This is a genomic window from Frigoribacterium sp. NBH87 (assembly GCF_014217665.1).
In the GTDB taxonomy this organism is placed as follows: Bacteria; Actinomycetota; Actinomycetes; order Actinomycetales; family Microbacteriaceae; genus Frigoribacterium; species Frigoribacterium endophyticum.
The window spans coordinates 2,029,484-2,047,522 of the sequence record NZ_CP043650.1; the positions used below are offsets into that span (position 1 = coordinate 2,029,484).

Annotated in this window: 21 protein-coding genes; 8 read left to right on the forward strand and 13 right to left on the reverse strand. The window is 75.7% G+C overall.

Annotated elements, in window-relative coordinates; translation table 11 throughout:
* The first annotated feature begins 53 nt into the window (after positions 1-53).
* Both F1C15_RS09465 and F1C15_RS09470 read left to right on the forward strand, forming a co-directional pair.
* Complete coding sequence (locus F1C15_RS09465) at positions 54-2,360, forward strand: heavy metal translocating P-type ATPase (protein WP_185230809.1); 2,307 nt, start codon at positions 54-56, stop codon at positions 2,358-2,360.
* Positions 2,361-2,616: 256 nt separating this feature from the next.
* Positions 2,617-3,456: a tryptophan-rich sensory protein gene (locus tag F1C15_RS09470; RefSeq protein WP_056058366.1), complete on the forward strand. Its 840-nt coding sequence runs from the start codon at positions 2,617-2,619 to the stop codon at positions 3,454-3,456.
* An 833-nt stretch (positions 3,457-4,289) separates the two neighbouring features.
* Here F1C15_RS09470 and F1C15_RS09475 read toward each other — a convergent pair.
* Positions 4,290-5,321, reverse strand: coding sequence for an aldo/keto reductase (locus F1C15_RS09475; protein WP_185230811.1), 1,032 nt, complete (start codon positions 5,319-5,321; stop codon positions 4,290-4,292).
* Between the two features lie 460 nt (positions 5,322-5,781).
* Between F1C15_RS09475 and F1C15_RS09480 the strand changes: the two genes are divergently transcribed.
* The gene (locus F1C15_RS09480) at positions 5,782-6,786 is read left to right on the forward strand and encodes an AraC family transcriptional regulator (RefSeq protein ID WP_056058374.1); all 1,005 of its coding nucleotides are present in this window, start codon (positions 5,782-5,784) and stop codon (positions 6,784-6,786) included.
* On the opposite strand, the gene F1C15_RS16180 is transcribed toward F1C15_RS09480, so the two are convergent.
* Complete coding sequence (locus F1C15_RS16180) at positions 6,750-6,872, reverse strand: hypothetical protein (RefSeq protein WP_255465138.1); 123 nt, start codon at positions 6,870-6,872, stop codon at positions 6,750-6,752. The genes F1C15_RS09480 and F1C15_RS16180 overlap by 37 nt on opposite strands.
* A gap of 438 nt (positions 6,873-7,310) precedes the next feature.
* Positions 7,311-7,913, reverse strand: a complete 603-nt coding sequence (gene dcd, locus F1C15_RS09485; protein WP_185230813.1) for a dCTP deaminase — start codon at positions 7,911-7,913, stop codon at positions 7,311-7,313.
* A 155-nt stretch (positions 7,914-8,068) separates the two neighbouring features.
* On the opposite strand from dcd, the gene F1C15_RS09490 reads away from it, so the two are divergent.
* The gene (locus F1C15_RS09490) at positions 8,069-9,049 is read left to right on the forward strand and encodes an NAD(P)H-quinone oxidoreductase (RefSeq protein WP_185230815.1); all 981 of its coding nucleotides are present in this window, start codon (positions 8,069-8,071) and stop codon (positions 9,047-9,049) included.
* Between the two features lie 258 nt (positions 9,050-9,307).
* Here F1C15_RS09490 and F1C15_RS09495 read toward each other — a convergent pair whose 3' ends face one another.
* The 5 genes from F1C15_RS09495 to F1C15_RS09515 are packed head-to-tail and all read right to left on the reverse strand — an operon-like array spanning position 9,308 to position 11,835.
* Positions 9,308-9,958, reverse strand: a complete 651-nt coding sequence (locus F1C15_RS09495) for a hypothetical protein (protein WP_185230817.1) — start codon at positions 9,956-9,958, stop codon at positions 9,308-9,310.
* Complete coding sequence (locus F1C15_RS09500; protein WP_185230818.1) at positions 9,955-10,650, reverse strand: hypothetical protein; 696 nt, start codon at positions 10,648-10,650, stop codon at positions 9,955-9,957. Before F1C15_RS09500 ends, F1C15_RS09495 begins: the two co-directional genes overlap by 4 nt.
* Positions 10,647-11,099: a hypothetical protein gene (locus tag F1C15_RS09505; RefSeq protein ID WP_185230820.1), complete on the reverse strand. Its 453-nt coding sequence runs from the start codon at positions 11,097-11,099 to the stop codon at positions 10,647-10,649. The genes F1C15_RS09500 and F1C15_RS09505 overlap by 4 nt, the downstream gene beginning before the upstream one ends.
* Positions 11,096-11,287 carry a hypothetical protein gene (locus F1C15_RS09510; protein ID WP_056058394.1) on the reverse strand — a complete coding sequence of 64 codons (192 nt, stop codon included), beginning with the start codon at positions 11,285-11,287 and terminating at the stop codon, positions 11,096-11,098. The genes F1C15_RS09505 and F1C15_RS09510 overlap by 4 nt, the downstream gene beginning before the upstream one ends.
* Entirely contained in the window at positions 11,284-11,835 is a 552-nt protein-coding gene (locus F1C15_RS09515; RefSeq protein WP_185230822.1) for an Asp23/Gls24 family envelope stress response protein, read from the reverse strand. The genes F1C15_RS09510 and F1C15_RS09515 overlap by 4 nt, the downstream gene beginning before the upstream one ends.
* Before the next feature lie 167 nt (positions 11,836-12,002).
* On the opposite strand from F1C15_RS09515, the gene F1C15_RS09520 reads away from it, so the two are divergent.
* From F1C15_RS09520 to F1C15_RS09535, 4 genes are all read left to right on the forward strand, one after another.
* Positions 12,003-12,560, forward strand: coding sequence for an RNA polymerase sigma factor (locus F1C15_RS09520; protein WP_056058403.1), 558 nt, complete (start codon positions 12,003-12,005; stop codon positions 12,558-12,560).
* Entirely contained in the window at positions 12,557-13,228 is a 672-nt protein-coding gene (locus F1C15_RS09525; protein WP_185230824.1) for an Asp23/Gls24 family envelope stress response protein, read from the forward strand. The genes F1C15_RS09520 and F1C15_RS09525 overlap by 4 nt, the downstream gene beginning before the upstream one ends.
* On the forward strand, positions 13,228-13,629 hold the full coding sequence (locus F1C15_RS09530; protein WP_185230826.1) for a hypothetical protein: 402 nt from the start codon (positions 13,228-13,230) through the stop codon (positions 13,627-13,629). Before F1C15_RS09525 ends, F1C15_RS09530 begins: the two co-directional genes overlap by 1 nt.
* A 331-nt stretch (positions 13,630-13,960) precedes the next feature.
* A complete protein-coding gene (locus F1C15_RS09535; RefSeq protein ID WP_185230828.1) occupies positions 13,961-14,152 on the forward strand; it encodes a hypothetical protein in 192 nt (63 codons plus the stop codon).
* A 206-nt stretch (positions 14,153-14,358) separates the two neighbouring features.
* Here the strand turns inward: F1C15_RS09535 and F1C15_RS09540 are convergent, their stop codons facing one another.
* The 5 genes from F1C15_RS09540 to rfaE2 form a co-directional block, all read right to left on the reverse strand.
* The gene (locus F1C15_RS09540) at positions 14,359-14,787 is read right to left on the reverse strand and encodes a hypothetical protein (RefSeq protein ID WP_185230830.1); all 429 of its coding nucleotides are present in this window, start codon (positions 14,785-14,787) and stop codon (positions 14,359-14,361) included.
* Between the two features lie 3 nt (positions 14,788-14,790).
* Entirely contained in the window at positions 14,791-14,991 is a 201-nt protein-coding gene (locus F1C15_RS09545) for a hypothetical protein (protein ID WP_185230832.1), read from the reverse strand.
* Positions 14,992-15,223: 232 nt separating this feature from the next.
* Positions 15,224-15,418 (reverse strand): DUF2795 domain-containing protein, encoded by a 195-nt coding sequence (locus F1C15_RS09550; RefSeq protein WP_185230834.1) that lies wholly within the window; start codon positions 15,416-15,418, stop codon positions 15,224-15,226.
* Positions 15,419-15,472: 54 nt separating this feature from the next.
* Complete coding sequence (locus tag F1C15_RS09555; RefSeq protein ID WP_185230836.1) at positions 15,473-16,468, reverse strand: glycosyltransferase family 2 protein; 996 nt, start codon at positions 16,466-16,468, stop codon at positions 15,473-15,475.
* On the reverse strand, positions 16,465-18,039 hold the full coding sequence (gene rfaE2 / locus F1C15_RS09560) for a D-glycero-beta-D-manno-heptose 1-phosphate adenylyltransferase (protein ID WP_185230838.1): 1,575 nt from the start codon (positions 18,037-18,039) through the stop codon (positions 16,465-16,467). Before rfaE2 ends, F1C15_RS09555 begins: the two co-directional genes overlap by 4 nt.

Here is an 18,039-nt window from a genome sequence, read left to right on the forward strand (position 1 = left end):
CGCGGGTCGAGAGATCTGGACGGCGACACGGATACCCCCCTAGGGTATGCAGCATGACTCCTCGGCACGACGACGCTGCGCACGGCGACCACGGCGACCACGGCGACCACGGCGACCACGGCGACCACTCGGACCTCGCGACGGCCGCGCACGGGCAGGAGGCGCACGGCGTCGGGGACGACCACTCCGGGCACGACTCGCACGCGGGGCACCACGGGCACGACGCGCACGACGCGCACGCCGGGCACGACGCGCACGCTGGGCACGACGCACACGCGGGCCACGGCGGACACGGCGGGCATGGCGGGCACGGCGGCCACGGCGACCACGCCGCCCAGTTCCGCGACAAGTTCTGGGTGAGCCTCGTCGTCGCGATCCCGGTCGTGGCCTTCAGCTCGATGTTCGCGGGCCTGCTCGGCTACGACGTGCCGTCCTTCCCCGGAGCCGAGTGGATCTCGCCCGTGCTCGGCACCTTCCTCTTCGTCTGGGGCGGCTGGCCGTTCCTCTCCGGCGGCGTCGCCGAGGCGCGGGCGAAGCAGCCCGGCATGATGCTGCTCATCGCGATGGCCATCACCGTCGCCTTCGTCGCCAGCTGGGCGACGACGCTCGGCATCGGCGGCCTCGACCTCGACTTCTGGTGGGAGCTCGCCCTCCTCGTCGTCATCATGCTGCTCGGCCACTGGATCGAGATGCGCGCCCTCGGGGCCGCCTCCGGCGCCCTCGACGCGCTCGCCGCCCTGCTGCCCGACACGGCCGACCGCGTCGACGCGACGGGCCCCGACGGCTCGACCCGCGACTCCGGCAGGTCCGACTCCGGCAGCTCGGGCTCCGGCACGACCGAGGTGGCGATCGCCGACCTCGTGGCCGGCGACGTCGTGCTCGTCCGCTCGGGCGCGCGCGTGCCGGCCGACGGCACGATCGTCGACGGCTCCGCCGAGATGGACGAGTCGATGATCACCGGCGAGAGCCGCACCGTCTCGCGCTCTGAGGGCGACCGCGTCGTGGCGGGCACCGTCGCGACCGACGGCACGCTGCGGGTCCGCGTCACGGCGGTCGGCGACGACACGGCGCTCGCGGGCATCCAGCGGCTGGTCGCCGAGGCCCAGTCGTCGTCGTCGCGGGCGCAGGCGCTCGCCGACCGCGCCGCCGCGCTGCTCTTCTGGTTCGCCGCGGGGGCGGGCGTCGTCACGTTCGTCGTCTGGCTGCTGCTCGGCGACCTCGACCAGGCGATCACGCGCACCGTGACCGTGCTCGTCATCGCCTGCCCGCACGCCCTCGGCCTGGCCATCCCCCTGGTGATCGCGATCTCGACCGAGCGCGCCGCGAAGGCCGGCGTGCTGGTCAAGGACCGCCTGGCCCTCGAGCGCATGCGCACCGTCGACACCGTCCTGTTCGACAAGACGGGCACCCTCACGAAGGGCGAGCCCGCGGTGACGGACGTGGCCCGCGCCTCCTCGTCCGACCTCGTCGACGACGACGCGGCCGTCCGCCTCGCGGCGGCGGTCGAGCGCGACAGCGAGCACCCGGTCGCCCGCGCGCTGGTGCGCGCGGCCGAGGCCGACGCGGGGCAGGGCGGGGCGCCGGAGTCGCGGGTCGAGTCGTTCCGGTCGCTCACGGGCAGCGGCGTCACGGCCCGTGTCGACGGGGTCGAGGTGAGCGTCGGGGGCCCCGGCCTGCTCCGCGACCAGGGCCTCGAGGTGCCCGGCGACCTGGCGACGGCGACCGGGCCGTGGCGGGCCGACGGCGCCGCGGTGCTCTACCTCGTGCGTGCCGGAGCGGTGGAGGCGGCGTACGCGCTGCGCGACGAGGTGCGGCCGGAGTCGGCGGAGGCCGTGCGACACCTGCACGACGCGGGCGTGCGGGTCGCGATGGTGACCGGCGACGCGCAGCAGGTGGCCGACGCGGTCGGACGTGAGCTGGGCATCGACGAGGTGTTCGCCGAGGTGCGCCCGGACGAGAAGGACGCGCGCGTCGCCGAGCTGCAGCAGCGCGGCCAGCGGGTCGCGATGGTCGGCGACGGCGTCAACGACGCTCCCGCGCTGGCCCGGGCCGACGTCGGCATCGCGATCGGCGCGGGCACCGACGTGGCGGTGGAGTCGGCGGGCGTCGTGCTCGCGTCGAACGACCCGCGGGCGGTGCTGTCGGTGATCTCGCTGTCGCGGGTGGGGTACCGCAAGATGATCCAGAACCTCGTCTGGGGAGCGGGCTACAACGTGCTGTCGGTGCCGCTCGCGGCGGGCGTGCTGGCACCGGTCGGCTTCGTGCTGTCGCCCGCGGCGGGGGCGGTGCTGATGAGCCTGTCGACGGTGATCGTGGCGCTGAACGCGCAGCTGCTGCGCCGCTGGCGGCCTGCCGCCTGAGCGGGGTGCGGCGTCTGGGCCCGTGCTGGCCACGACCCGCGTCGGTCAGTTGCCGTTTTGGGGGCCTCCGGAGCCCTCTCAAGCCCTCAAATTGGCAACTGACCGACAGTCGCGGGCAGGGCGTGCCGGACTCGGGCCAGCACGGCTCGCTGGGGGCTGGGGGCTGCCCCGCGACTCCTCGGGGCCCGGTCGATGAGGCTGAGAAGCGCCTGATGATTCAGCAGCTAAGAGATCTCGGCGGCGTACCGTCGCCGACATGAGCACAGCCACGCGAGCCGAACCGCACCCTCCCCAGCCGAGCGACGTCGTCCGTCAGATCGTGGTGGTGGTCGCGGCCGTGCTGGCCGTCGTCCTCGCCGCGGTGGGGTCGGGCGCCTTCGGCGGCACCTCCGTCTCCGGAGCCTCCGGCGGGGCGCTCAGCGCCGACGCCACCCCGATCGCCCCCGCGACCACCGCCTTCTCGATCTGGTCGGTCATCTACCTCGGCCTCGTCGCCTACGCCGTCTACCAGGCGCTCCCCGGCCAGCGCAGCGTCGACCGCCACCGTCGCCTCGGGTACTGGGTCGCCGCCTCCATGCTGCTGAACGCGGCCTGGCTCTTCGCGGCCGTGCAGCTCGGGAACGTGTGGCTCAGCGTCGTCGTGATCGTCGCCCTGCTGGCCGTGCTGGTGCGGATCTTCGTCACCCTCTTCCGCACGCCGACCCACGGCTGGGTCGACGCGCTCGTCACCGACGGCACGATGGGCCTCTACCTCGGCTGGGTCTCGGTCGCGACCGCCGCCAACATCGCGGCTGCGCTGGTCGAGTCCGGCTTCGACGGCCTCGGTGCCCCGAGCAGCGTCTGGTCGACGGTCGTGCTCGCCGTCGCCGGCCTGTCGGGCGTGGCCGTCGCTCTCGCCGGCCGCGGCCGGATCGCTCCCATGCTGTCGCTGGTCTGGGGCCTCTCGTGGGTCGCCGTCGGGCGCTTCACCGGCCAGCCGCTCGACACCGCCGCCGGGGTCACGGCACTGGTCGCGGCGGTCGTCGTGCTGGTCGTGACCGTCGCCGTCCGGGTGCGCCACGGCCGCGTCGGCGCGACGGCCGACCTGCACCGCTGACGCGTCGAGTGGTCCCGATCTGCTCTTCCCTCGCGCCGGGAGCAGCAGATCGTGACCACTCGGTCGAGCTCACGAGGCGGAAGCCGGCCCGGGCAGGCAGAGGTCTGCTCGTCTTCCTGCCCAGCGCCATCCGCCTCGTTCTGCCCTCATCTTACAGATATCAAGAATTTCACAGTGACATCCTTGACACCGGTCGCCCGGGGGAAGAGAGTGTGAGCGTGACGCGAGCTGTCGGCTCGCATCACGCTCGAGCCGCGTGAGGTCGCACCCTCAGGGCTCCTCCCCGACAGCCGAAGGCCGGCGGTCTGGGGCACCGTCAGCTGATGAGGGGGCGGCCGCGCGGGGACTCCTCGTTCCGGGCTCCCGAGAGGAGCGTCACATGTCAGGAGATGTCGGTCACCCTCCTCATCGGAGGGCCGATCAGGCCGGGGGGTCTGCGCGTGCGTCACGGACAGCCGTGGTGCCGTCTCTGACAGCTCTCGTCCTCGTACTGGCGGCGACCGTCCTGGTCATCGCAGGAGTCCCCCTCGGGTTCTTGCCGGTCACGCTCGCCATCTGGTTGCTCCGCTGGGCAGACCGGCGCGCTCCTGGCGGATCCTGGCCCGCGATGACCTTCCTCGGGATGGTCCCCTTCTTCATCGTGATGATCGTCGTGCTGGTACGCCGATGACGAGCGACTGGTGCCGACCGGCTCCCTCGTCAGCGCGAAGGGTTCACGAGAGCAGTACGGGGCGACGATCGTCGTTCATACGCATGCGGGAGGCGCGGTGCCGGTCTGGTCGACACCGCGCCTCCCGCAGTCGCACCGTGCGGTGCCGGGCTGAGCCCGGGAGTCAGCGACCGCCGTCGATGCGGCGGCCGCGCTGGGCGACCCCGGCGGTGCCGTAGGGGTAGTCGTCGATGCGCGGGGCGCTCGCGTCGCCGAGGCGCGTGAGCTCGTCGGCGGTGAGCACGAGGCCCGACGCGCCCAGGTTGTCGTCGAGCTGCCCGACCGTCCGGGCGCCGAGGATCACCGAGGTCACGGCCGGCTGCGCCAGCAGCCAGGCGAGCGCGACCTGCGAGGCCGAGGCGCCGTGGGCGTCGGCGATCGCGGTGACCGCGTCGATGACCGTCCAGGTGCGCTCGTCCGCGTTGCGCGCCTCCCACGCCTCCATGCCCCGCGTCGGGTCCTCACCGAGTCGGGTCGAGCCGGTGGGCGCCTGGTCGCGCCGGTACTTGCCGCTCAGCCAGCCGCCGGCCAACGGCGACCAGGGCAGCAGGCCGATGCCGGCGTCGAGCGAGGCCGGCACGACCTCGTGCTCGATGTCGCGCACGAGCAGGTTGTACTGCGGCTGCAGCGTGACGGGCGGCGCGAAGCCGAGGGCGTCGGCGCGGCCCACCGCCTTCGTGACCTGCCAGCCGAGGTAGTTCGAGAAGCCGTAGTAGCCGATCTTGCCCGCGCTGATCGCGTCGTCGAGGAACCGCAGGGTCTCGTCGATCGGCGTCAGGGCGTCCCACGCGTGCATCTGGTAGAGGTCGACGTGCTCGGTGCCGAGACGCCGGAGCGAGTCGTCGAGGGCACGGGCGAGGTGCCGCCGCGAGAGCCCGACGTCGTTCGGGCCGTCGCCCATGGGGAAGCGCCCCTTCGTCGCCAGCACGACCTGCGCCGCGTCGGTGGGGCGCGCGGCGAGCCAGCGCCCGATGATCTCTTCGGAGACCCCCGCGCTGTACACGTCGGCGGTGTCGACGAGCGTGCCGCCGCCCGCGACGAACGCGTCGAGGATCTGGTGAGAGGTGGTCTCGTCGGCTTCTGCGCCGAACGTCATGGTGCCCAGTGTCAGCTCCGACACGGAGGCACCGCTGTTCCCGAGGGTCCTGTAGTCCATGGCCGCGACGCTACGCCGTGCGTCGGCGGCGGGGCTGCGGGAGGCGCGGGGCGGGGAACAGCCCCGCCTCCCGGAGCCCTGGGGAGGACTCCCCGAAAAAATTCTGAGACATTCTCCAAACCGTTCCGAGCGGTGCTCCGAAGACTGCACACCACGGCGGTTCGGGCTGGCCGTGGTGAGCACCGAGTCGGGACCCTGGCGGGTCCCCCGGCGTCGGTGCGCGAGCCGGGGTGTGGGTTGGTTCAGGTCTCCACCCCGGCTCGTCCCTCCCCGGCTCGTCCTCCCCAGCTCGTCCCTCCCCACCGCGGCCCGCCTCCGGGGCACATCGGCGTCCGCCGAAGGGGGGGCAGCTCCTGAGGCGTCGCACTATGCTGACGCCGTCGGGGGATCAGCCCGACGCTCCGACGCCGTTCCCTGACCCCGAGCGGCCCGGCGCCCACCTCGACGAGAGGCGTGACCGATGCCGTCGCCCCCGTACCCGTCGCAGCCCGTGACGCCGTCGCCCTTCGACGACCCGCGCATCCGCGGCCTGGAGACCACCGACCCCGACGTCGCCCACGAGGCGATGCGGCGCACCTTCCGCATGCGCGAGCTCGTGCCGGGCGACGCCCACGAGTTCTACTACCGCCGCGCGGTGTCGGGCGAGCACCGCTTCGCCGTCGGAGAGATGCGGTACACCGGCACGCTGCGCGCCGAGAGCGAGCCGCTGCCCTTCTTCGGCATCTGCCGCCTGCTCGGCGGGGGCTTCCGGGTGCAGGCGGGCGACGCCGACCACCGGGCGGAGCTGCTGAAGCCGTTCGCGTTCCCCACCACCACGAACAAACGGACCGAGTGGGACGACGTCCACCTGGCCCAGCTCATGCTCGACCGGGCCGCCGTGGAGGCCGAGCTGGTGGGGCTGTCGCTCACCGCGCCTCCCGCAGGCCTGCACGTGATCGGCATGGAGCCCCAGAGCGAGGCCCTCGGCCGGTACTGGCGCGGGCACATGCGACACCTCTACCAGGACGTCGTGCGCAACGACGCGGCGATGGCGAGCCCGTTGATCAGGGGGCAGGCGTTCCGGTCGCTGGTGGCGGCGTTCGTGACGACCTTCCCGACGACGGCGGTCGGCACGAGCGAGGCGTCGAGCGCCCGGCCCGTGCCGTCGACGGTGCGGCGCGCGCTCGCCTACGTCGAGGAGCACGCCCACGACGACATCGGCGTCGTCGAGATCGCCGAGGCGGCCCGGCTGACGCCGCGGGGGCTGCAGCTGGCGTTCCGCCGGCACCTCGACACGACGCCCATGGCGGTGCTGCGGGCGGCGCGGCTGCGCGGGGCGCACCACGACCTTCAGGTCGCTGACCCGACGCGCGGGCACACCGTGGCGGGGATCGCTCAGAGCTGGGGCTTCGCGAACGCGGGGCGCTTCACGGCGGCGTACGTGGCGCACTACGGGCGGTCGCCGCGCGAGACGCTGGAGTCGTAGGCGCGGGTGCCGGTGCCGGTGCCGGTGCCGGGGCGGGTGCCGGTGCCGGGACGCGCCCGGAGGTAGTTCTGGGGAGACTCCTCCACTCTGGAGTGGAGGAGCGTGCCTGGGAAGGGGTCTCGGGGTGGGGTGCCTGGGGAGCGTCCTCCACTCCGGAGTGGAGGAGTGTGCTCGGGGGCGGGGTGCCGGGGGAGGCGTCCTCCACTCCGGAGTGGATCAGCGCTCAGGGCACACGGGACTCGGCTGCGGCCGCCACCGCGACCACTGCGCACGGCGCCGACGCAGCGGGGAGTGAAGGGGGTGCGGGCGAGAGACCCGACATCGCCGCCCGCACCCAGCAACTCGCAGTCCTGAACCCGTACCGCGAGGCCATCCCAGTGTGATACGAACGCGAGTTTTCTGCAGATCGACCGGACACGGAGCGAATGCCCTGCCCCCCGGGCGAAGCCGAGCACGACGCGTGTCCCCCGACGGGCCGGGAACCGCGCGTGCGCACGCCGACGGCGCAGCGGGGACGACGGCGCTCAGGCGCCCGCCGACTCCGCCCCGCCCGACACGTCGGTGTGCACGAACCCCTGGAACGACCGGCTCGCCGTCGGCCCGCGCTGCCCCTGGTAGCGCGACCCGTACTCCTGCGAACCGTAGGGGTGCTCGGCCGGCGAGCTGAGGCGGAAGAAGCAGAGCTGCCCGATCTTCATGCCGGGCCACAGCTTGATCGGCAGCGTCGCGACGTTCGACAGCTCGAGCGTCACGTGCCCCGTGAAGCCCGGGTCGATGAACCCCGCCGTCGAGTGCGTCAGCAGGCCGAGGCGGCCGAGCGAGCTCTTGCCCTCCAGCCGTGCGGCGACGTCGTCGGGCAGGGTGACGCGCTCGTAGGTGCTGCCCAGCACGAACTCGCCCGGGTGCAGGATGAACGGCTCGTCGGCGGGCGTCTCGACCAGGCGCGTCAGCTCGGGCTGGTCGGCCGCGGGGTCAATGAACGGGTACTTGTGGTTGTCGAACAGCCGGAACAGCCGGTCGAGCCGCACGTCGATGCTCGACGGCTGGATCAGCGTCGGCTCGTAGGGGTCGAGGCCGATGCGCCCGGCGTCGAGCTCGAGCTTGATGTCGTGGTCGGAGAGCAGCACGCGGCCAGCCTAGACGGCGGGCAGGTCGGGCCCCGGCGCGGGCCCGGCGGAGGGCCTGCGGGAGTCGCGGGCACCGCCCTGGGGAGGGGGCGCCTCCCCGGGTCGTCCCCAGGTCGCCCGGCTCGCGCTCGGCCCGGACGGGGCAGGATGGCCCCATGCGTGCCGTCACCGTCCCCGTTCCCGGAGGGCCCCGTGCCCTCGTCGTCAGCGAGGTCCCGGAGCCCGTGCCCGGCCCCCGCGAGGTCGTCGTCGACGTCGCCGCCGCCGGCGTGAACCGCGCCGACGTGAACCAGCGCGAGGGGCACTACCCGTCGCCCGCCGGAGCCCCGTCGTGGCCCGGGCTCGAGGTCAGTGGCACGGTCGTGGCCCTGGGCAGCGAGGTGACCACCGCCTCCCTCGGCGACCACGTCGTCGCCCTGCTCAGCGGCGGCGGCTACGCCGACCGCGTGGCCGTCGACGAGGGCCTGCTGCTGCCCTACCTCAAGGGGCTCGACCTCGTCGAGGCCGCCGGGCTGCCCGAGGCCGTCGCCACCGTCTGGTCGAACCTCGTCATGTCGGCGCAGCTGCAGGCCGGCGAGACGCTGCTCGTGCACGGTGGGTCGAGCGGGGTCGGGTCGATCGCGATCCAGATCGGGAAGGCGCTCGGCGCCACCGTCTACGCCACCGCCGGCACCCCCGCGAAGGTCGAGTTCTGCGAGCAGCTCGGCGCCGACCGCGGCATCGACTACCGGGCGGAGGACTTCGTCGCCGTCACCCAGGAGCTCACCGGCGGCCGCGGCGTCGACGTCGTGCTCGACCTCGTCGGCGGCGACTACCTGGCGCGCGACGTCGACGCGCTCGCCGTGGGCGGCCGCGTCATGGTGATCGCGTCGCAGGGCGGCTCGTCGGCCACGATCGACGTCGCCCGCCTGATGGGCAAGCGGGGCCGGATCTGGGGCACCACGCTGCGCGCCCGCCCGCTCGAGGAGCGCCGCGCGATCATGGCCGAGGTGCGCGAGCACGTCTGGCCGATGGTCGCGTCGGGGGCCGTCCGCCCGGTGCTCGACAGCGTGTTCCCGCTCGAGTTCGCCGCGACGGCGCACGAGCGCATGGAGTCGGGCGAGCACTCGGGGAAGATCCTGCTCGCGGTGCGCTGAGCCCCGCGCTGCACCCGCGCTGGGCTGCGCTCGCGCGCCGCTGAGTCGGCGCTGCGCAGGCGCCGCCGCCGCCCCTGAACCTGCTGCCGCCCGGGCCTCAGCCACCCGCTCGAACCACCGACTGATCAAAGAACCACGTTTCTCAGTGGTTCTTTGATCAGTCGATGGTTCTGGGGCTGGTTCTGGGGCGGGGGCAGGTGCGTGCGCAGGGTCAGGGGCGGGTGCGGGAGCGGGGCGGGCGCCGCGCGGCAGGCGCGGCTACGCGACGCGCGGGTCGCTGCCGCGCTTCACGACCGACGCGCCGACCACCTCGACGAGCACCGGCTCCTCCTCGCCGAGCACCCGGTCGAGACCGCGCACCACGTCGCTCGCCGCCGCGACGACCGGCGCCGGGGCCGCGCCCGCGGTCACCCGCACGCGCACCTTGAGCGCCGGGCGGCCGCGGACCGTCCACGCCGACACGTGCACCGAGGTCACGTCGCGTCGGGCCGAGAGCGCGTCGGCCACGGCCGTCTCGGCGAAGGCGGCCGAGATCGCGATGGACCCGGCCGGCTCGTCGTGCACGACCAGGCGGCCGGTGCGTCCGCCACCGTGGGCGACGGCGGCCACGGCGAAGACGATCACGAGCAGCAGGCAGAGCGCCGCGAGGGCCACCGCGAGCCAGCTGCCCGCGCCGCCCGCGCCGCCCATGCTGTCCGCGCTGCCCGCGCCCGACGGGTCGAGCGGCGTCGCCGCGACGGCGTCCGCGACCGCCGAGGAGGCGTCGGCCAGCCAGCCGCGGACTGTCCCGCCCAGGGAGCCCGAGCCCCCGGGCAGCGTCGCCACGATCAGGAACGCCCCGACGGCGAGGGCGACGACGCCCACGACGACGAGCAGCAGGCGGTTGAGGAACCGGTTCGACGAGGTCACGCGTCCAGCCTCCCGTGGTCGGCGACGCGCGAGGTCACGCGGAGGGCGGGCTGCACGGGCCGGCTCTCGAGCTCGGAGCGGACGGCCGCGAGCACGCCCTGCTCGTCGACCGTCACCCCGGAGGCGGGGGTCAGCTCGACGCGCGCCTCCCGTCGCGAGACCCACACGGTCACCTGCCCGGCGCCGAGGCGCCCGGCCGTGCGGGCGACCCGCGCGAGCGACGCCGCCAGCACCGTGTCGTCGACGACCGCGGCGACGCGCTCGTCGGTGATCTCGTGGCGTCCGCGGTGGCCGGCGGTCAGGCCGAGCAGCACCAGCACGACGCCGACGACCGCCGCGGCGACCCCGGCGGCGACGACCAGCCCGGGGGCCTCGCCCAGGGCGGTCGTGAGGGCGCCGAGCACGTCGACGGGCGACGCGAGCAGCGCGGGGCGGCCGAGGGCGGCGAGCACGGCCTCCGTGCCGAGCCAGGCGGCGGCGAGGGCGGCGACCACCAGCACGACGACGGCGCTGGCCGAGCGGCTCGCGCGGCTCTCGCGGCGGACGAGCCGCCGGTAGGGCGCCGTGACGTCCGGGCCGGGGCCCGAGCGGACGCCGGCGTCGGGCGCGGTGGCGTCGGGCGCGGTGACGACAGACGTGGTGCCGTCCGGCGCGGCGGCGCCGGGCCCCGTGGTGTCGGAGGCGGTGCTCACGCGACCCTCCCGGTGCGGTCGAGCACAGAACGGCTGACGGTCACGTCGACGCGCGAGACGGTGCGCCCGGTGATCTCGGAGACCCGCCTCGTCAGCGTCGACTGGAGCTCGCGCACGAGGCCGACGACGCCTCCCGCAGGCACCGGCACCGACCCGGAGAGCGCGGGCACCCGCACGGGCGTGGTGACGCGGAGCGCCAGGTGGCCGGCGTCGTCGGAGGCGTCGACGCGCACCTCGGCGCGGTCGACGCGCAGCTGCTCGGCGACGACGGCGGCGGCGACGCGGGTGAGCACGCGGGCCGCGAGGCTCACGTGCCCGGGCACGACCGGGCCGCGCCCGGCAGCGGCACCGGCGCCGTCGCCGTCGCCGTACGCGTCACGCAGGGCGGACGAAGCGGACGGAGCAGACCCGCCGACCGACGCCGCGGCCGACCCGGCCCCGGCGCTCACGACGACGAGCGCCGGCCGCGCAGCGCGTCGAGCAGCCCGCCCAGGTCGGTGCGGCCCGAGACGACACGGCCGACGAGCCCGCCGACCGCGATGCAGAGCGCGACGATCAGCAGGGCGCCGAGGCCCCACTCGAGGCCGACGACCGCGAGCACGGCGCCGACCGCCATGCCGACGACGGTGGCGCTCACGAGACGCGGCCCGGGGCGGCGGCGCCGGCCGCGTCGTCGTCGTCCTCGCCGGGGATGTGGACGTCGTTGATCGCGACGTTGACCTCGGCGACCTGCATGCCGACGAGGTCCTCGATGGCCCGGGCCACGGCGGCGCGCACCTGCTCGGCGACCAGGGTCATCGGCTGCGGGTACTCGACGACGATCGTGACGTCGGCGGCGACCTGGGTCTCGCCGACCTCGACGCGCACGCCCTGGCTGAGGTCGCTGCTGCCGATCACGTCGCGGAGGGCGCCGAACGCGCGGGCCGCTCCACCGCCGAGGGCGTGCACGCCGGGCACCTCGCGGGCGGCGATGCCGGCCACCTTCGAGATGACGCCGTCGGCGATGACGGTCTTGCCGGGCGAGGAGACGCCCGGGGTGCCGACGCCGCTCGCGGGGGTCGTGGAGGCGACGGGCGCCTTGTCGACACGGCTGGCGCCGGCGGCGGGGATCGTCGCGCCCGACGGCGTGGTGCCGACGGTGCCGGGGGTGGTGGCGGTGCTCGGGGTCTTGTCGGTGGCGGCCATGGGCTGCTCCTTCTCGTCGGTGCGTCGGTGGTGCCGGGTGCGGTCCAGGGGCGCCCGGCGGTACGGTCGTCAGTGAGACGGACGCCGAGGCCCGGGTGTCACGGTCCCCGTCCCTTCCATTTCCTACACGGCCCGGCTCTGCCGGGCCCGGTGACCGAGGAGGCGCGATGGCGGTCGACCTGTCCGGTGCAGCCGACGGGGTGCTCGCGACCCGTGCCGCCGAGGGCGACGAACGCGCCTTCGAGGTGCTGCTGCGCCGCCACCTGGGCCTGATGACCGCCTACGCGACGCGGCTGACGCGCTCCCGGGCCGACGCCTCCGACGCCGTCCAGGAGGCCTCGGTCGTCATCTGGCGCGAGCTGCCGCGGCTGCAGACGCCCGACGCGGTGCGCGGCTGGATGATGACGATCGTGTCGCGCAAGGCCTACGACCTCATCCGCAGCCGCCGCGTCGCCGACGACGTCGACGAGCTCGAGGTGCCCTCGCAGAGCGGCGCGGTCGACGACCCGGAGCGCGTCGCCGCCTCCACCGACGCCATGGGCGCCCTGCGCGGCGCGCTCGCCCGGCTGCCCGCCTCACAGCGCGAGGTGTGGACCCTGCGCGAGGTCGGAGGCGAGTCGTACGCTGACATCGCCGAGCGCACCGGCACCAGCGTGACCGCCGTCCGGGGCCTGCTCGCGCGGGCCCGTGAGACCCTGACCCGAGAGATGGAGGCCTGGCGATGAGCGACGACCCGACGCGCACACCGCTGACGCCCGCCGGCGCGGCCCCGAGCGACCCCGCGGCCGACCCCGCCGACGTCGACCCCGCCGCCGAGCTCGAGGTCGTCGACGACGGCCCGATCTCGATGGAGCGGCTCAGCGACTACCTCGACGCCGGCCGCGAGCCGTACGACCCCGAGATCGAGTCCGACCCGTCGGCGCTGGCGCAGCTGGCGGCCCTCGCGCGCCTCCGCTCGATGACCGCGGGCCTCGTCGCGGAGGACGCCGCCGCCGAGCCCGCCCCCGACCCCTCCTGGATCGCCGGCGTCATGAGCCGGGTGCGGCTCGAGTCGCGCACCGGCCGGGAGATCCCGCTCTCGTCGCCCGACCCGCGGAGCACCCTGCACGTCACCGAGGGCGCGGTGCGCTCGCTGATCCGCGAGGCCGGCGACGCGGTGCCCGGCGCCGTCGTCATCTCGTGCGGCATCGTCGGCGAGGTCGACCGGCCCGACGCGGTCGTCGGCGTCGAGGTCGCGATCAGCGCGCTCTTCGGCACGACCGTGCCCGACGTCGCCGACGCCGTGCGCGAGGCGGTCGCCGCGCACCTGGCGGCGCAGACGGAGCTCGTCGTCGAGGCCGTCGACGTGACCGTGCGCGACGTGCACCTGCTCGACACCGACGGAGGACTCTGATGGCCGACCCGCTCGACGACGACCGTCTCTCGCTGCTCGCGGCCGAGCTCGGCGCGATCGCGGCAGCCTGCCCCGGGGTCCAGCGCGTGCAGGCGCGACCCGGCTTCGGGTCGCTCGTGCGGCAGGCCGTCGAGGGACTCGGCGCCGTCGTCGGCGGTGGGCCGGGGGGAGGCGCGGACGCGTCGTCGTCGGCCGCCGCGCTCGAGGGCGGTCGCCCGGTGCCCCTCGTGGGCGTCGCCGTCGCGGAGGCGGAGACCCGCGTCACGCTCGACATCGCCGTGGGCGAGGGCGCGCAGGGCCCGGCGGTGGCCCGCGAGGTGGCCGCGCGCCTCCTCGAGCGGGTCGCGGCGGAGCCGCTGCCGCCCGCCTCCGTCGACGTTCGGATCGTCGGCCTCACCTAGCGCGCGGCGGCGGGTGCCGGGCGCGCATCGAGGTGCCGCTACCGGGGGCCTGCGCAGCGCCGAGGGCCCGGGACGGGGCACCTCGAGGGAGTCGCGGCGTCGCGGCGGGCGCCGGGCGCGCATCGAGGTGCCGCTACGTGGGGCCTGCGGAGCGCCGAGGGCCCGGGACGGGGCACCTCGAGGGAGTCGCGGCGTCCGCACCGCCGTCGCGTCGCCTGCCGCGCGGGTGCAGGCGGGCGTCGCACCGGGGCGAGCCCTGCGCGCGGCGGCGGCCTACCGTGGGCGGGGCGCGGCCGCCCCGGCCGCCGCACCCCGACACGAGGAGGACAGCATGAGCGACGAGCCCCTGGAGTTCCAGAGCAGCAGCGCGGACCCCGACGACGGCGGGAAGTGGGACCAGGCGCTGAAGGGCGAGGACTACGACCTCGACGCGGACGGCGACGTCGACGCCGACGTCGAGACCGACCCGGACGCGGCCGAGGCCCCGGCCCCCGGCACGACCCCCTCGCCCGACCAGGTCTGACCCGCCCGGTCTGACCTGCCGGTCTGACCTGGCCGCGGCCCCCGCACCCCGTTCCGTTCACCGAACCCCGATGCTCCAGGGTTCGTTGAACGGAACGGGGTGCGCTGCATGCGGCGGGCTACGGGAGGCGCGGGTCGGGCTGCGCGGGAGGCGCGGGTCGGGCTGCGCGGGAGGCGCGGGTCGGGCTGCGCGGGAGGCGAGCGCGGCTAAGCGGTGCCGCCGAGGTCGGCGGCGAGGCAGGTCGCGTCGACGAAGCGGTCGCAGCGCATCCGGCTGCCGGGCCCCGGCACCTGCTCGGTGCCGAGCGCGACGACCGCGTCGCCGCGCCGCAGCCGCCGCGCGACCTCGCGGTCGAGCGCGCCGTGCACCCGCACGAGGTGCACCCGAGCGTCACCGAGGTCGGCCTCGTCGAGGAGGTGGCGGCCGGTCGTCATCCGCGACTCGGGCAGCGCGGCCACCCGCACGACGCTGGCCGAGAGCGGGCCCTCCTGCAGGGTGAGCGCCTCGTCGAGCACGACGCCGACGATCGTCAGCGGTGCCCCGGTGCGGGTCGTCGGCCAGTGCGCGGCCCGGGCAGCCGGCAGGGCCCGGGCGAGACGGGTCGGGGCGGAGGCGACCCGCGTCAGCAGCGACACGGCTCAGCCCTCGCTCGGGTCAAGGTCCGCCGAGCGGGCGTCGTCGTCCGTCGCCGCGTCGTCGTCGGGGCCGTCGAGCGCCGGGTCGGCCTCGATGTCGCGCACGGCGCCGGCGTCGAGCGGGCTGTCCGGCCCCCCGGGGTCGGGAGCGCCGCCCACCCCGCTGTCGCTCGTCCCCGTGCTCGTGTGGTCCTCGTCGGCCATGTCGTCCCCTCCGGTCGTGCACCGCGCCCCGGCCCAGCGCCGGGGGAGGTGCCGGAGGGCGCCGCACCGCTGACGGGCCCTGCCGTCGGCGCTGACCGGGGCTCACGCCCCGCGCCGACCCCACCGTCGCGGGCGGCCCCTCCTGTCGACGAGACAACCACCGCCGCGAGCCGCCCCGCAGGCCCTTGACACCAGGTCGGGGGGCGTGCGTGACGGCTCGCGGCGGCGGGCGTCACTCGTCGGCGACGCCCTTGCTGACCGCGGTCGGCGCGTCGAACGAGTCGCCCTCGAGCGCCTGCAGCGCGTCGATGACGTCGTCGGGCGCGCCCTGCTCCTTCGCGGTGGCGACCAGGTCGTCCTTCGACACGGGGTAGTCGACCCCGCTGAGGTACTTCTGCATCTGGATCTGGATCTGGGTGTCGGCCATGGCGGTCTCTCCTTCATCTCGGACGCGGGGCCCGGCCGCAGCCGGGCCGCCCCGTCATCTCGGGGTCGGCCGGTCGGGGCGACCGGCCGGGCGGCCGGCCACCTCGACCGGCCGGGGGACCCCGTCGGCACCGACCGGCTGGTCCGGCCGGTCGGGGCCGACGGGGCGGTCGAGGTCGACCACGTCGGTCGCCTCGACGTCTCGGCGGGGCACCGTGGTGGGCGCCTCGAGGTGGACGGCTCCGCTGGGGACGATGCCCGCGCCTCCTCGTCGCTCCATCACGCGCCACTGGGCGGCGACGTCCTCGCCCGCGTGCTCGGCGGGCAGCTCGCCCCAGAACGCGAAGCCGCCGGCCTCGAGCAGCGCCTCGCGCCGGTACAGCGCGCAGCCGCCGACCCAGGCGACCCGGTAGGCGGCCCAGTCGCCCGGCTCGAGGTGGAGGGTCGCGGCCTCGTGGGCGAGGTTCGCGGCGTTGTGCAGCGACCAGCGCTCGAAGCCGGGGGCGCCGCGGCGGATCCGCTCGGGCTGCACGCCGCCCTCCCAGAGCTCGAAGGCGACCCGCTCGTGCGGGCGCACGTCGCCGAGGTACGAGAGCCCCTGCACGGCTGAGCCGACGAACCCGCAGCCGAGCCGCTCGAGGGCGTCGTGCATCCGCGCCAGCGTGCCGGGCTCGAGCCAGACGTCGTCGTCGAGGAAGAGCACGGCCGGCGCCGACGCCCGCTCGAGCAGCGACTGCCTGTGCTCGGCGAGCCCGCGCCGCGGGTGGTGCACGTGGGTCGAGACGGCGCGGCCCTGCGCCCGCAGCACGCGGACCATCGCCTGGGCGGCGGGGGCCGTCCAGTCGGGGTCGCCGGTCGACTGGTCGCTGATCACGACCGAGAACGGGGGGTCGTCCTGCGCCGCGAGCCCGGCGAGCGTCACCGCGAGCTCGGCCGGCCGGTCGGCCGTGGGCACGAGCACGTCGACGGCGGGGGGCGCGGGAGTCGCGGTGCCCTCGCCGAGGACGGCCGACGCCGCCCACGCCCCCGACCAGAGCCGGCTGCCGCTCACGGCGTCGCCCCGCGGATGCGGTCGACGATGCCCGTCGTCGAGTGGTCGGAGACGTAGTCGAGGATGCGGACCTCGCCGCCGCCCTCGACCACCGCCGCGGTCTCCTCGAGCATCTGCGGCGTGTAGTCGCCGCCCTTCGCGTAGAGGTCGGGCCGGAGGCGCCGGATCAGCGGCACCGCCGTGTCGGTGCCGAACGACGTCACGTAGTCGACGCAGCTCAGCGCCGAGAGCACCCCGGCGCGGTCGGCCAGGTCGTTGATCGGCCGCCCCGGGCCCTTCAGCCGTCGGGTCGAGGCGTCGTCGTTGAGGGCGACCACGAGCACGTCGCCGAGCTGCTTCGCCTGGGTGAGGTAGGTCGTGTGGCCGCGGTGCAGCACGTCGAAGCAGCCGTTCGTGAGCACGACGGTGCGCCCGGCCGCGCGCTCGTCGTCGAGGCGGCGGAGGAGCTCGTCGACCCCGAGCACCAGGTCGCCGGTGCGGTCGAGGTGCACGACGAGGTCGTCGGTCGAGCAGACCGAGGTGCCGAAGCGCTGCACCACGATGTCGGCGGCGGCCTGCGCGAGGTCGACGCTCGTGGTCAGCGGCAGGCCGGCCGCGCGGCCCACGGTGAGCGCCGCGACGAAGGAGTCGCCGGCGCCGGAGGCCTGCCGCTCGCTCGCCCGCCGAGCCCAGGTGCGGTGCCGGACCCGCGCCTCCGCCCGGCCTGCGGGGGCGTCGACGCCCGCGCCCCCGCCCGCGCTCGCGCCCGCGTCGCCCGGTTCGCGCACCAGCGTCATCGTGCCGTCGTGGTCGAGCGTGACGACGACGACCTGCGACCCGGTCGCCGCGAGCACCCGGTCGGCGGCGTCGGCGACCCGCTCGACGCGCACGTCGGTCGGCAGCGCGTCGCCGACCGCGAGGCCGACGAGCGCGGCGACCTCGCCGGCGTTCGGCGTGACGAGGTCCGGTCGGAGGCGCGCCCACGGAGCGAGGTCGTGCGCGTCGACCACCACCAGCGGCGGTCGGTCGGCGGCGGGCCGCGCGACGAGCGCGTCGAGCACCGGGCCGGTCAGCGCGCCCGTGCCGTAGTCGCAGACGAGCTCGGCGTCGGCCCCGGTCGCCTGGGCCGTCGCGGCCTCGGCGAGCTGCGCCAGGGCCGTGGGAGGGGCGGGCACGGCTCCGAGGTCGTCGAGCCGGATGAGCACCTGGTCGTCGACCATCACCCGGTTCTTCGCGACGGTGACGAGGCCGCGCACCCGCACCACGCTCGAGGTGTCGACCCCGTGCCCCGCGAGCAGCTCGGTGAGCCGTCGACCGGCCTCGTCGTCGCCGACCAGCCCGGCGAGGCGCACGCGGGCACCGAGCGCGGCGAGGTTGACGGCCGTGTTGGCCGCGCCGCCCGGCACGTAGCGGCGGGTCGCGACCTCGACGACGGGGGCGGGGGCCTCGCGCGTCATGCGCTCGGTCGTGCCCTGCCACCAGCCGTCCAGCACGAGGTCGCCGACGACGCTGACGACGGGCGCCGCCTCGCGGAGGGCCCGAGCGACCTCCGGGCTGAGGCCGCGCACCGCGGAGAGGTCGGGGCGTGCCAC